This window comes from Pseudomonas sp. NPDC089758, from assembly GCF_044748705.1.
GTDB classification, from domain to species: domain Bacteria; phylum Pseudomonadota; class Gammaproteobacteria; order Pseudomonadales; family Pseudomonadaceae; genus Aquipseudomonas; species Aquipseudomonas putida_X.
In genome coordinates this window covers 33,596-46,054 of sequence record NZ_JBIVGN010000027.1, presented here as the reverse complement: position 1 = coordinate 46,054, position 12,459 = coordinate 33,596, and the positions used below count along the sequence as shown (strand labels likewise).

The 12,459-nt window shown below is 61.8% G+C and carries 13 protein-coding genes; 9 read left to right on the top strand and 4 right to left on the bottom strand.

Annotated elements, in window-relative coordinates; translation table 11 throughout:
- On the top strand, positions 1–1,098 hold a 1,098-nt coding region (gene bamA / locus ACIPZH_RS25135; RefSeq protein WP_400638245.1), incomplete at its 5' end, for an outer membrane protein assembly factor BamA.
- Between the two features lie 126 nt (positions 1,099–1,224).
- Entirely contained in the window at positions 1,225–1,632 is a 408-nt protein-coding gene (locus tag ACIPZH_RS25130; protein ID WP_400638243.1) for a hypothetical protein, read from the top strand.
- On the opposite strand, the gene ACIPZH_RS25125 is transcribed toward ACIPZH_RS25130, so the two are convergent.
- On the bottom strand, positions 1,546–2,025 hold the full coding sequence (locus ACIPZH_RS25125; protein WP_400638241.1) for an isochorismatase family protein: 480 nt from the start codon (positions 2,023–2,025) through the stop codon (positions 1,546–1,548). The two genes, ACIPZH_RS25130 and ACIPZH_RS25125, sit on opposite strands and share 87 nt — an antisense overlap.
- A 233-nt stretch (positions 2,026–2,258) precedes the next feature.
- On the opposite strand from ACIPZH_RS25125, the gene ACIPZH_RS25120 reads away from it, so the two are divergent.
- From ACIPZH_RS25120 to ACIPZH_RS25100, 5 genes are all read left to right on the top strand, one after another.
- Positions 2,259–2,657: a hypothetical protein gene (locus ACIPZH_RS25120; RefSeq protein ID WP_400638240.1), complete on the top strand. Its 399-nt coding sequence runs from the start codon at positions 2,259–2,261 to the stop codon at positions 2,655–2,657.
- A gap of 377 nt (positions 2,658–3,034) precedes the next feature.
- Positions 3,035–3,823, top strand: a complete 789-nt coding sequence (locus ACIPZH_RS25115) for a formate/nitrite transporter family protein (protein ID WP_241803599.1) — start codon at positions 3,035–3,037, stop codon at positions 3,821–3,823.
- A gap of 147 nt (positions 3,824–3,970) precedes the next feature.
- The gene (locus tag ACIPZH_RS25110; protein ID WP_400638238.1) at positions 3,971–4,498 is read left to right on the top strand and encodes a (2Fe-2S)-binding protein; all 528 of its coding nucleotides are present in this window, start codon (positions 3,971–3,973) and stop codon (positions 4,496–4,498) included.
- Complete coding sequence (locus ACIPZH_RS25105) at positions 4,495–5,496, top strand: FAD binding domain-containing protein (protein ID WP_400638236.1); 1,002 nt, start codon at positions 4,495–4,497, stop codon at positions 5,494–5,496. Before ACIPZH_RS25110 ends, ACIPZH_RS25105 begins: the two co-directional genes overlap by 4 nt.
- Complete coding sequence (locus tag ACIPZH_RS25100; RefSeq protein ID WP_400638235.1) at positions 5,493–7,694, top strand: xanthine dehydrogenase family protein molybdopterin-binding subunit; 2,202 nt, start codon at positions 5,493–5,495, stop codon at positions 7,692–7,694. Before ACIPZH_RS25105 ends, ACIPZH_RS25100 begins: the two co-directional genes overlap by 4 nt.
- Before the next feature lie 96 nt (positions 7,695–7,790).
- Here ACIPZH_RS25100 and ACIPZH_RS25095 read toward each other — a convergent pair whose 3' ends face one another.
- Positions 7,791–9,338, bottom strand: coding sequence for a sensor histidine kinase (locus tag ACIPZH_RS25095; RefSeq protein WP_400638233.1), 1,548 nt, complete (start codon positions 9,336–9,338; stop codon positions 7,791–7,793).
- A gap of 127 nt (positions 9,339–9,465) precedes the next feature.
- Entirely contained in the window at positions 9,466–9,990 is a 525-nt protein-coding gene (locus ACIPZH_RS25090) for a hypothetical protein (protein WP_241803604.1), read from the bottom strand.
- A gap of 195 nt (positions 9,991–10,185) precedes the next feature.
- Here ACIPZH_RS25090 and ACIPZH_RS25085 point away from each other — a divergent pair, with 195 nt between their 5' ends.
- Both ACIPZH_RS25085 and ACIPZH_RS25080 read left to right on the top strand, forming a co-directional pair.
- Positions 10,186–11,043, top strand: a complete 858-nt coding sequence (locus ACIPZH_RS25085; protein ID WP_400638231.1) for an SDR family oxidoreductase — start codon at positions 10,186–10,188, stop codon at positions 11,041–11,043.
- 39 nt (positions 11,044–11,082) lie between these two features.
- Entirely contained in the window at positions 11,083–11,547 is a 465-nt protein-coding gene (locus ACIPZH_RS25080) for a hemerythrin domain-containing protein (RefSeq protein ID WP_241803606.1), read from the top strand.
- A gap of 92 nt (positions 11,548–11,639) precedes the next feature.
- Here ACIPZH_RS25080 and ACIPZH_RS25075 read toward each other — a convergent pair whose 3' ends face one another.
- Positions 11,640–12,404, bottom strand: coding sequence for a hypothetical protein (locus tag ACIPZH_RS25075; RefSeq protein ID WP_400638230.1), 765 nt, complete (start codon positions 12,402–12,404; stop codon positions 11,640–11,642).
- Positions 12,405–12,459 lie beyond the last annotated feature (55 nt).

Here is a 12,459-nt window from a genome sequence, read left to right as displayed (position 1 = left end):
GGCTCGATCACTGCCAGCGTGGGCTTCGCCCAGAGCGCCGGCCTGATCCTGGGCGGTTCGATCAGCCAGACCAACTTCCTCGGTACGGGTAACAAGGTTTCCATCGGTTTGACCCGCTCGGAATACCAGACCAAGTACAACTTCGGCTTCACCAACCCGTACTTCACCGACGATGGCGTAAGCCTGGGCTCCAACCTGTTCTACAGCAGCACCGACTACAGCGATTACTACGATGACGGGGTTTCCTACTACGCCATCAACAGCTATGGCGCGGGCGTCAGCCTGGGCTACCCGATCAGCGAAACATCGCGCCTGACCTACGGCCTCACCCTGCAACACGACGACATCTCACCCGGCACCTACAGCGCCGACGAGATCTATGACTTCATCCAGCGCGAGGGCGAAAGCTTCAACAACCTGAAGGCTTCGATCGGCTGGTCCGAGTCGACCTTGAACAAAGGCGTGCTGGCAACCCGAGGCCACTCTCAGAGCCTGACGCTGATGGCCACCACGCCCGGCAGCGATCTGTCGTTCTACAAGCTCGACTACAGCGGCCAGACCTATCTGCCGCTGAGTGACCGCACCACGCTGCGCCTGCATACCAGCCTGGGCTATGGCAATGGGTACGGCTCCACCGAAGGCCTGCCGTTCTATGAGAACTACACAGCCGGTGGCCAGGGCTCGGTGCGCGGCTTCAAGGATGGCTCGCTGGGCCCACGCAATACGTTGTCCACCGGTACTTACGCAAGTGCCGGTCAGGCCTATTACTCCGACCGCGACACCGATGCACTGGGCGGCAACATCCTCATAACCGGCGGCGCCGAGTACATCTTCCCGATGCCCTTCATCAAGGACCAGCGGCAGCTGCGCAGCTCGGTTTTCGTGGACGCTGGGAACGTGTTTTCCGACACCTGCTACCTGTCCACCACCCAGGGTTGCGGCAGCGTGAGCCTGGACCAACTGGCGGTGTCACTGGGCGTCGGGGTGACTTGGTACAGCCCCATGGGGCCGCTGACGTTCAGTCTTGCCACGCCGGTGAAGAAGCCGGAGAACGCCGAGACGCAGATATTCCAGTTCTCGTTGGGGCAGACCTTCTGACTTTGCCAGGAGCGGGGTGGTGCCCTGGGCGCGAGTCTTACACGCTTTTACCCCGGCTTAACCCAAGTTGACAGTCCGTTTGCCTAAGCTGACTCCCCCTAGAACTCGCCTGTCAGGTATCCCTCCATGCTGCAACAACAATTACCCCACGCGTTGCTAGAGCAGGTGCAGCGACGCCTGGCCACGGTGCTCGGCCCAAGCTGCATCGTGACGCTGGCCAGCAGCCAAAACGACCACGGCGTGAACCACTACCATCTGGCGATCCAGCACGAAGGTCATGGTGTGTCCGTGGAAGACAGCGGCATCATCAACGCAGATTTCGCCGACCACCTGCTTGCCAAGGTCGGCCAGGTAAGCGCCATGCTCGATTCAGAAACATTCAAGCGCATGGCCAGCGCTGATCCATCGCGCCCACTCGTGTGGATCAGCGACCAGCCTGGACCGTGTTCAGTCGCCCCGTTCGGCCAGCACCTGAGCCCGGGTGATGACGTTACCGAAGTGGTGCTTCCACAACGCGATGCCCATTTTCCCTGAGCGATCCAGGGAAGACCCCACTGTCAGGTCGGTGATCAACGTCGGCATGAGCCCTGCGTCGAACAGCGCGAAGCCGGCGGCAAGCACACACGTCTCGGTCTGCAACCCGCAGACCAATACCCGTTCCACGCCTAGCGCCCTGATGTACTCGATGGTCTCGGCAGTCTGCCTGTAACCATGCTTGATAAAGACCTTGTCGGCCTCCACCAGGCTCTCGTCTTCTGCTGCCGGGTGCCAGCCCAGTTGCCGCTCGAACGGCGTGACCTGTTCATCGTGCAACTGCACCGAGGCAATGGTCGGGATCATCGCAGACAGCGCACGCACACCATCGACCAGCCACTCGGGCGGGCTGAAGGTGGACTGTACGTCGATGATGAGTAAAACCTGCCGCATGGCTGTCTCCGGGGCGCTGGCAAAGGTACGGAGTATACCGTTGCTGGCGGCCGATGACGCCCTTGGACGAGCACACGGCGTTGCAACCCAGATGACTAAGTTACGGTTTTCCAGAACTTTTTTTTGATTACGGGTCTATGTGAACAGGCAGATGAACGTCGCTGGCTGCCCCTGGGTTTGCCCGCGACGCCATGGCCCAACGTCCCGATGTCCATCAGAGGTTGTCTTCGCTCATGAAATTCCAAGTTCCACGGACAGTGCTGCTGGGCCTGTTCGCGTTCGCGGCAATGGGCTCGGCCTGCGCAACACCGGCGAAGGCACCCGCGCCGCGCCTTGCCACCGAAGCTACCCCTGTTCAGGCGTACAACGAGGCCGCCAACAACCCTTGGCCGAGCCTGGCGAGCATGGCGGCCGCCCAACCCGGCGCGCTACTGGCTCATGATGACCGTTACCGGCGCGACGGCCACTGGCACGACCGCAGAGACGACTGGCGTCGTGACCAATGGCGCCGCGACCAGTGGCGCCGTGAGCAGGCGCGCCGTGAAGCCGAACGCCGCCGCGAGTGGCACCGCCGCCATGAGCGGGCCATGCACCACCGCTACGAAGCCGATCACCACTACTATCGCCGCTGATTTTCGGTGCAATCGAGGCCTCGGGGGTTTCCCGCAGCGTGGCCCCCAGCACTACCTCCTGAGTTTTCTCAACAGCCCAAGCCCCACGTTTTCAACGGTGGCCGGTTCGATGCCGGCACGCGCTGCGAACCCTGACAGGTATCAGGCCAGCGCCCACATTTCCCCCATCATCGAGTGCCTCTATCAAGCCATCCAGTCTATCGATTTGACTGCGTCAAATTGCCTCAGATAACGTGCCCCGCTCCACGAAGTCGATCGAGTTTGTCTGTGTTGCCCTTCTGCTGAATACCTCGCTGACTGCCCTGCGCCCTCTGTTAACCCCCGACCGCGAACATGCCTCATGGCGTGACCGCCGTCCTTGCGTTCGAGTTACTGAAATGTCCGTCAATACCCCCTCCCGCATCACCGAGCTGGTCATCGAAGCCGGCACCCGCAAAGCCCACATGCCCGCCCGTGCCACGCTCATCCTGGGCTTTCTGGCCGGGGCCTTCATTTCAATGGGGTTTCTGCTGGACATCCATGTCAGCGCCATGATCCCTGCGCCCTGGGCCTCGTTGGGCAACTTGCTGGGCGCCGCGGTATTCCCGATCGGGCTGATCCTGGTCATCCTGGCCGGCGGCGAGTTGCTCACCGGCAACATGATGAGCCTGCCCCTGGCGATGTTCGCCCGGCGCATCCGCCTGGTGGACGTCGCGCGCAACTGGGGCCTGGTGACCGTGGCAAACCTGCTGGGCGCGCTGTTCGTGGCCTACTGCTTTGGCCACTTGCTTGGGCTCACTGAAGGTGCCTACCTGAGCAAGACGCTGGCCGCGGCAACCAGCAAGGCCAGCGCCGATTTCCTCCATGCCTTCGTTTCCGGCATCGGCTGCAACTGGCTGGTGTGCCTGGCTGTGTGGCTGGCCTACGCCAGCCGTGAGATGAGCGGCAAGGTGCTTGGTATCTGGTTTCCGATCATGGCCTTCGTCGCCATCGGCTTCCAGCACGTGGTAGCCAACATGTTCCTGATCCCGGCAGCGATCTTCGCCGGTTACCTGAGCTGGGGGCAGCTGGTGCACAACCTGGCGGCAGTCTTCCTTGGCAACGCAGTGGGTGGCGCGATCTTCGTGGGGTTGGCGTACTACCTGTCCTTCGGCGCCTCGGCAGAAGAACAAGCCGTCGCCCGTTGAGCCCGTTTGCCATGGATGGCTTAGCCTGCCGGCACGGCGCATGACCGCGAGCCCCAAATAAAACCTGAACGTTTGGCAAAACCCTCCAGTCGCAGGGAATAGACGCACTTGATTGCGCGAATGCATTCCTGACCGTGAGGTTTTCCCATGAGCACCAACTCCCAACAGGGTGTCGATGGGCATCCCATCAGCCTGACACTCAATGGCACACGCACGTCGCTGCACGTCCAACCCTGGACCACCCTGCTCGATCTGCTGCGTGAGCAACTCGACCTGATCGGCAGCAAGAAAGGCTGTGACCATGGCCAGTGCGGCGCCTGCACGGTGCTGCGCGACGGCAAGCGGGTCAATGCCTGCCTGACCCTTGCCGTGATGTGCGACGGCGCCGACCTGGTCACGGTCGAGGGGCTGGCCCAAGGCGAGCAACTGCACCCCATGCAGCGCGCCTTCATTACCCATGACGCCTTCCAGTGCGGCTATTGCACACCCGGCCAGATCTGTTCTGCCGTCGGGCTGGCCCACGAAGGCCGCGCCGTCACCCGTGAAGACATCCGCGAACACATGAGCGGCAATCTCTGCCGCTGCGGCGCCTACAGCAATATCATCGCGGCGGTCGAAGAGGCATTGCCGCTGATGCAGGCTGCCGCCGAGCCGCAGGGAGGGCCGAAGCCATGACCCCTTTCAGCTACCACAGGCCATCTTCTGTCAGCGAAGCGGTGAACCTGGCGGACGGCGCCAGCCGTTTCATTGCCGGCGGCACCAACCTGGTCGATCTGATGAAGGAAAACGTGGTCCGCCCGGCGCGCCTGATCGACATCACTGCCCTGGACTTGAAAGGTATCGAGCCCACTGCGAACGGCGGGGTGCTGATCGGCGCATTGGTCAGCAACGCCGACCTGGCCTGGAATGCCTTGATCGAGCAGCACTACCCGTTGCTGTCCCAGGCGATCCTTGCCGGCGCATCGCCGCAGTTGCGCAACATGGCGACCACCGGGGGCAACTTGCTGCAGCGCACCCGCTGCTATTACTTCTATGACACCGGCACCCCCTGCAACAAACGTGAGCCGGGCAGCGGGTGCCCTGCCCGCTCGGGCCTCAATCGCAGCCACGCCATCCTGGGCGCCAGCGATGCCTGCGTCGCCACCCACCCTTCGGACATGTGTGTGGCACTGGCAGCACTCGATGCGGTGGTCCACGTGCAAGGCCGGGCGGGCACGCGGCAGATACCCTTTGCCGACTTTCACCGTTTGCCGGGCGACACACCACAACACGACAACCACCTCTCAGCCGATGAGCTGATCACCGCGATCGAGTTGCCGCCCCCTGAATTTGCGCAGCACGCCCGCTACCTGAAGATTCGTGACCGTGCCTCCTACGCATTTGCCCTGGTGTCCGTCGCTGCCGCACTGAAACTTGATGGCGAAGTGATCCGGGACGCCCGAGTGGCCCTGGGAGGCGTGGCACACAAGCCTTGGCGAGACCGGGCCGTGGAAATGACCCTGCAAGGGCAAAAGGTTTCCGAGGCGCTCTTCGACCGCGCAGCCCAAGCGTGGCTACAAGCGGCTCAACCGCTGAGCCACAACGCATTCAAAGTGGAACTCGCCAAGCGCGCGATCGTCCGTGCGCTCAGTGAAGCCGCTGGTGGCGCCAGCATTCAGAGGACAACGCCATGACCCAGACGACCAACGTGGTGGGCAAACCCCTGGACCGAGTGGATGGCGTGGCCAAGGTGACTGGCACAGCGCGGTATGCCGGTGAGTACCCCGAGGCGGGGCTGCTGCACGCCAGTGTGGTATCGAGCACCATCGCCCGCGGCCGGGTGCGCGCCATCGACACGACCCAGGCAATGCAGTTACCCGGCGTGGTCGCGGTGCTGCACCACGCCAATCGCCCACGCATTTCCAGCTATGACGACGATTACAGTGATGCCGACTCGGCCGAAGGCTCCCCGTTCCGGCCGCTGTTCAACGACCGTGTGCTGTACAGCGGGCAACCGCTGGCACTGGTGGTCGCCGAGAGCCTTGAACTGGCACGCCATGCCGGCGCCCTGGTGCGCATCGACTACAGCGAAGAGCCGCACCAGACCGACCTGGGCGCGGTGCTCGACCAGACGCACACGGCACCCGCTGAAACGCCAGAGCCCCGCGGTGATTTTGCTGGGTATTACGCTCAAGCCGCAGTACGGGTCGATGCCACCTACGACACGCCCATCGAGCATCACAACCCGATGGAGCCCCACGCGTCGACCGTTTTCTACAAAGCGGGGGACACCCTGGAAATTCATGACAAGACCCAAGGCACGCAGAACTGCCAGGACTACCTGCACAAGGTGTTCGGCCTGCCCAAACAGAACATCAGGGTGCTCGCCGCTTTTGTCGGCGGTGCCTTCGGCTCCGGGCTGCGGCCGCAATACCAGTTGCCGCTGGCCGTGATGGCAGCCCTGCACCTGAAACGTTCGGTGCGCCTTACCCTCACACGCCAACAGATGTTCACCTTCGGCTACCGCCCCCGTACCCAGCAACGGCTGCGCCTGGGCGCGGCGGCCGATGGCAAGCTGCTGGCGATTGCCCACGACGCGCTCGGCCAGACCTCGCGCTTCGAAGACTTCACCGAACACCTGGTGGAATGGAGCGGCATGCTCTACCACTGCGACAACGTTGCGCTCAGTTATCGCCTTGCGCCGCTGGACGTCTACACCCCGCTGGACATGCGTGCGCCGGGTGCCGCGTCCGGCGTGCTGGCGTTGGAGTGCGCGATGGATGAGTTGGCATGTGCCGCGAACCTTGACCCCCTCGAACTGCGTCGCCGCAACTTCGCCAGCCACAATGGCAACGACGGCAAACCCTATTCCAGCAAAGAGCTGTTGGCCTGTTATGACCAGGGCGCCGCGCGCTTCGGCTGGGGCAAACGCACTACAAAGCCACGCAGCATGCGCCAGGGCCAGCAATTGATCGGCTGGGGCGTGGCAGGTGGGGTCTGGGAAGCGTTGCAGATGAAGGCCAGCGCCAGGGCCTGCTTCGACAGCCGCGGGCATTTGACCGTCAGTAGCGCTACCACCGACATAGGCACCGGCACCTATACCGTGATGACCCAGATTGCTGCGGACGCTGCCGGGGTCTTGCCACAGGACGTAACCTTCCTGCTGGGCGACTCCTCACTGCCGCCCGCGCCGTTGCAGGGTGGTTCGTTCACGGTGTCCTCAGTGGGTTCGGCGGTGCAGCAGGCCTGCCAGACCCTGCGCACCAAGGTCCTGGAACTCGCACGGCAGAATTTCCCCGAAATAGCTGCAATACCGGTAGAGAATGTGGCCTTCGCGCAAGGCTACCTGCAAGCGGGGGAACACCGTATCGCCATCGCCAGCATCGCCGCAACGGCCAGGGACGGCGAGCTGCAGGTGCAGATCGACGCCGAGCCTGGTGCCGGACGCACGCCGTTCTCGACCGCTACCCATTCGGCCGTCTTCGTAGAGGTACAGGTGGACGAGGCCCTGGGTACGATCAAGGTCACCCGGGTGGTCAGCGCAGTGGCCGCCGGGCGTGTGGTCAACCCGAAAACCGCCCGTAGCCAGATCCTCGGGGGCGTGGTCTGGGGCTTGGGCATGGCGTTGCAGGAAGCGACCCAAACCGATCATCAGCTCGGGCGCATCCTCAACCACAACCTGGCCGAATACCACATCCCGGTGCACGCCGATATCGCTGATATCGAGGTGATGTTCGTTGAGGAGGATGACGACATCGTCAATGAGCTTGGCTCCAAGGGGGTGGGCGAGATCGGTATCGTGGGGGTCGCGGCGGCGGTTGCCAATGCCGTTTACCATGCCACCGGCAAGCGCGTCAGAGCGTTTCCGATAACGCTGGACAAAGTGCTGTAGCAGCAGGCGGGGCTCAGGGGATCGGGCGCCGCACAGGCGGCGCTCGATTCACGGGTATCAGTGCATTCCAGACATGACGCCGGGCGCGCTTGGCCGTCAAAGTTTGAAGCGAACGTGGATGGTGCTTTTGCCTTTGTAGGCATCGATCGAGATCGCCGAGCTCCCATAGCCTGAGTAACTTCTGACAAGCCGCATTCCAAGGCCCGTCCCACTCGGTTTGGGATAAGTAGCAGGAAAACCATCACCCTCGTCGGTCACCGTGATCAAGGCGTGGTCACCGGCATCGCGCACACTGACTTCGATGGTGCCTTTGCCGTACTTCAGGGCGTTGGTGATCAGTTCTGAAATGACCAGCCCCAGCGGTGCCATCCTTGCCGGCAACAGGGTGAACGGGTCAGCGTCAAGGACGATCTTGCGGTCGGCCAGCGCCCTTCCCAGGTCACCGAGCAAGGCGCTGAGGTAGTCGCAGGCAAGTACCTCCTGGTCGGCCGTCTGATAGAGCCGTTCGTGCACGCTGGCAATGGTCAAGACCCGCCCCGCTGCCGTCTCCAGCTGCAGCTTTACCGCGGCATCCGGCGTCAGGTTCGCTTGCAACAGCAGCAGCGTATTGACCAGGTGCAGGCTGTTCTTGACGCGGTGATGGATTTCTTCGAGATGCAGGTCGGTCTTGTTGAGCCTGGAATTCTGAGAATCGATCAGCGACAGCAACTGCGCCTCGTAATAGTGCCGTTCGGTGATGTCTCTGGATACGGCAATGATCTTTTCCAGCTGGCCATCGACGCCCAGGACCGGGGCGACCGTGACGTCCCACCATTTGAGCACTTGCTGGCCAGTAGGGCAGACCCCTTCGAAGCGGGTCGACTCGCCTCTGGCGACCTTTTCCAAAGCCTCCTGCACCGCCGGGCGCGAATCGTCAAGCCAAAGCTGCAACCATGGCTGGCCTTTGACCTGCGCCAGGTCGTCGATGTGCATCAACGCCAGCCCGGCCTCGTTCATGAACTCGATGTCACCGCTGCTGGACAGCACGTTCACACAGTCCGGGCTGGCGTTGAGCATGCTTTCCGAATAGGGGTCGACCAACTGAGCGTCAGCCCCTGCGGTCAGCCGCTCTACCGCCATGGAGATGACGTTGGAGATACCTTCAAGGAAGACCAGATCGCTTTCAATGAAGTCTTCACCATCGCTACTGTCCGCCTCAAGTACCCCAAAAGGCAGCAATGCGCCCCTGATAGGCACGTTGATGGCACGCTCGATACCGTACTTTTTCAGCAAATCCGGCGTTCTGAAGCGCTGTTCCTGGCCCAGATGATTGGAAATCACAGGCCGGTAGGTCTGGATGGCAAACCCGGCAGGGCTGGCCTCGTCGGCGCCCACGGTGGCGTGGCCGATATCGGCTTCATCCCACCCTACCCCATGCGTCAGCAGGAACCGGTCAGTATCGGGAATGGGCATGAGGATCTTGGCGAATCGGGTTTGCATGCCTTTTGCGACCAATGCGCAAGCCTGGTCCAGCAAATCATCCAGGTTGGTGGATTTAAGCGACATGACCGCGTACTCGACCACCAGCTCATGCTGCCTTTGCAGCCGGGCTTGGGATCTCCTGAGGGCGGCACGGATGGTCTCATCAGGGGGCAGCTGCTGCATCAATAGTCTTCCAGGGCGCTGAGAAATGCCGTTCTAAGGTTAGCCCCTGCAGAAGCGGCTGTAGGCTACATCGGATCTGGTGTACCACCGCTTATCGCTTTGGTGCAACTCCCAGCAGTGAATCTGATCATGCCAGCTGGATATAAATCGAGTAACTGCCCAGCAACAGCCAGAAACCGAGAAAAAGCCAAGGCGTACGCAGCGAAAAGAGCAGTGACTTGCGGTGCCCTGCACGGGAGGTTTCCGCCTCGCAGAACAGCGGCGATTCATCGTAGGCCAAGCCCATCATGGGCTCACTGAGCAGCAGGTTGCTTTGCTTGACCTGCCAGTGATCGATGATGCGATATGCCGCGCGAATGCCTGGCCAGGCATTGAGCGTACTCATCACGCCCAGCAAGGCCAGAAAGGCAGGCACCAGGAGGGTGAACATCTCCCCCCAGCTCTGGTTGAGGTTGCCCATGGACGACACGAAAGCGATGACCAGGAATGACTGAGCGGCCAGATAGGCATCGGTGCGGTTGGCCAGGATGGTGGTTTCGTACTGGATTTCCCTGCGGTAGAAGTCCAGCCGCTCCTTCGGCGAACCAAACATCCTCGCATTGTGTGCATCGATCTCGTGTTCAGGGGTGGTAGGGGTGATGATTCGCGGCACGTGGCGACTCCTGGCACTGGCTGAGCCATACCCCGGATGGCGGTAGGCGCTTGAGCGGTAGAACCGGGTGGGCAATGAAAATTCAGTCACGATGCCGACCCAACCGCTCGTCGGTCCAATGCGCGATCGCGCTCAACAAACCCTTGGGGCATCTTTCGAACAGGTATGCGCTTTCCAACTGCAGGAGCTTGCACCATGCGTGACTACCCCACCCCTCCGTTTCCCTCACAACCGCAAAGCGTTCCGGGTTCACAGCGCAAGATGGAGCCCACCCCGGACTGCGGAGAGCACACCTACACCGGCAGCGGTCGGCTCACCGGCAAGATAGCGCTGATCACCGGCGCCGACAGCGGGATCGGCCGTGCAGTCGCCATCGCCTACGCCCGCGAAGGCGCGGACATTGCCCTCGCTTATCTCGATGAGCACGACGATGCGCAGGAAACCGCCCAGTGGGTCCAGGCTGCTGGCCGGCGCTGCCTCCTGCTGCCTGGGGACCTGGCCCATAAACAGCACTGCTACGACATCGTTGACAAGACCGTGGAGCAGTTCGGTCGTATCGACATCCTGGTCAATAACGCCGCGTTTCAGATGGCGCACGAAAACCTCGATGACATCGACGATGACGAATGGGTCATGACGTTCGACGTGAACATCACGGCCATATTCCGCATTTGCCAGCGGGCGCTCCCGTCGATGCCCAAAGGCAGCTCGATCATCAACACCAGTTCGGTCAATTCCGATGACCCGTCACCCCAGTTGCTGGCCTATGCCACTACCAAAGGTGCCATCGCCAACTTCACCGCCGGGCTGGCCCAGTTGCTGGGAGACAAAGGCGTGCGGGTCAACAGTGTGGCACCAGGCCCGATCTGGACCCCACTGATCCCTGCCACCATGCCCGATGAGGCGGTGAAGAACTTTGGGTCAGCCTATCCGATGGGCCGGCCGGGCCAACCGGTCGAGGTGGCCCCGGTTTACGTCCTGCTGGGCTCCGATGAGGCCAGCTACATCTCCGGCGCGCGCTATGCCGTGACTGGCGGCAAACCCATTCTTTGATCCCAAGGCCTTGATTCCCCAACCGTGATGAGGTGCAACATGAACGCTATCGATCTGCTGATCCAGGACCACAAGCTGGTTAAGAAGCTGCTGGACGAACTGTCTTCGACCACCGAACGCGCCGTGAAAAAGCGTGCCGAACTCCTGCACCGGATCGAACAGGAGTTGCAGATCCATACCGCACTGGAAGAGGAGATCCTTTACCCAGCCATCAAACAGGCCGGGGGCAAGGAGGAAGCGAAAATGTATTACGAGGCGAAAGAGGAACACCGCACCGTCGACGCGCTGGTGTTGCCCGACCTGCTGCACACCGAAACCGGCACGCTCGAATTCGCTGGCCGGGTCAAAGTGATGAAAGAGTTGCTCGAGCACCATATCGAAGAAGAGGAAGACGAGTTGTTTCCCACTGCGAAAAAGCTGTTGAGCAAAGACCTGCTGGAAGAAATGGGCCAAGCCATGCAAGCGCATAAAAAGATGCTCAAGGGTGAGCAGCGCGCCGCGTGAAGCAAAAACTGCAAAGCAGAAGGCCTGAAATGCGCTGGCAGATGCTGCAGGGCCTGTGGGCAGGGCTTTGAAACCCTACGCCTGCCCTCCCCTCAGCGTTTGCCGAGCATTTTTGCCAGCACGAACGTTGCCACCACGGCCAGCACGACTGCACCCGTAATGGACGGCACCGTACCCAACGGCTCGATCGAGCTTTTCACCGCCAGGTAGAAGCCCAGCACCCCTACAGCGCCGATGGCATTGCCACGCACGATCGCCCCCAGTTCCTGATGGCCGCCCTGAACATGGGCGAACACCGCCAGCGGCCAGGCGATCACCGGGATGGGTGCCAGCAGGCCGCTGGCTACCGGCCCCAGCCATTGGGCACTGGCAGTGATCGCCAGCAACAGCAGGGTTGCCGTGAGCATGCGCATGGGAATCACCCAGCGCGGCAATGGCACAACCTTGGCGACGCCGGTCTGCGTGTTGTTCGAGCTGAGGATGATGATCAGTGTAAGCAGGACCAACGTCACGCCGACGGACAATGCCACCCCACCCAAGCGGCTCATCATAAAGGCGGTACAGGCGTAAACCGCCAGGGCCGTGATGCAACCGGTGAAGGCGGACACACGCCGTGTCACCAGGAAGTAGAACAGATAGGTTGCCTGTACCGCAGCCACCCCTGCCAATGCGCCAGGCACCGCCTGCAAGGCAAAACCCGGGCCCTGTTCAAGGCTGAGGAACAACATGACCAATGCCGAGGTGACTGGCAACCCGGAGAGCAGCCCACCGATCTGCGTGCCCCAGCGCCTGGCCGCCAGTGAGATGGCCAGCATGAGGGTCGGGGTGATCAGGAACTTGAGGTAGAAGGCAGTCATTGAGGGCAGCGTCGGTTTCAAAAGACAAGGGTGGGCTCATCGTGCCTGAAAGGCA

Coding starts and splice junctions, on each gene's coding strand:
- ACIPZH_RS25130 (WP_400638243.1), top strand. CDS start 1,225: ATGCTGCAACAACAATTACCCCACGCGTTGCTAGAGCAGGTGCAGCGA.
- ACIPZH_RS25125 (WP_400638241.1), bottom strand. CDS start 2,025: ATGCGGCAGGTTTTACTCATCATCGACGTACAGTCCACCTTCAGCCCG.
- ACIPZH_RS25120 (WP_400638240.1), top strand. CDS start 2,259: ATGAAATTCCAAGTTCCACGGACAGTGCTGCTGGGCCTGTTCGCGTTC.
- ACIPZH_RS25115 (WP_241803599.1), top strand. CDS start 3,035: ATGTCCGTCAATACCCCCTCCCGCATCACCGAGCTGGTCATCGAAGCC.
- ACIPZH_RS25110 (WP_400638238.1), top strand. CDS start 3,971: ATGAGCACCAACTCCCAACAGGGTGTCGATGGGCATCCCATCAGCCTG.
- ACIPZH_RS25105 (WP_400638236.1), top strand. CDS start 4,495: ATGACCCCTTTCAGCTACCACAGGCCATCTTCTGTCAGCGAAGCGGTG.
- ACIPZH_RS25100 (WP_400638235.1), top strand. CDS start 5,493: ATGACCCAGACGACCAACGTGGTGGGCAAACCCCTGGACCGAGTGGAT.
- ACIPZH_RS25095 (WP_400638233.1), bottom strand. CDS start 9,338: ATGCAGCAGCTGCCCCCTGATGAGACCATCCGTGCCGCCCTCAGGAGA.
- ACIPZH_RS25085 (WP_400638231.1), top strand. CDS start 10,186: ATGCGTGACTACCCCACCCCTCCGTTTCCCTCACAACCGCAAAGCGTT.
- ACIPZH_RS25080 (WP_241803606.1), top strand. CDS start 11,083: ATGAACGCTATCGATCTGCTGATCCAGGACCACAAGCTGGTTAAGAAG.
- ACIPZH_RS25075 (WP_400638230.1), bottom strand. CDS start 12,404: ATGACTGCCTTCTACCTCAAGTTCCTGATCACCCCGACCCTCATGCTG.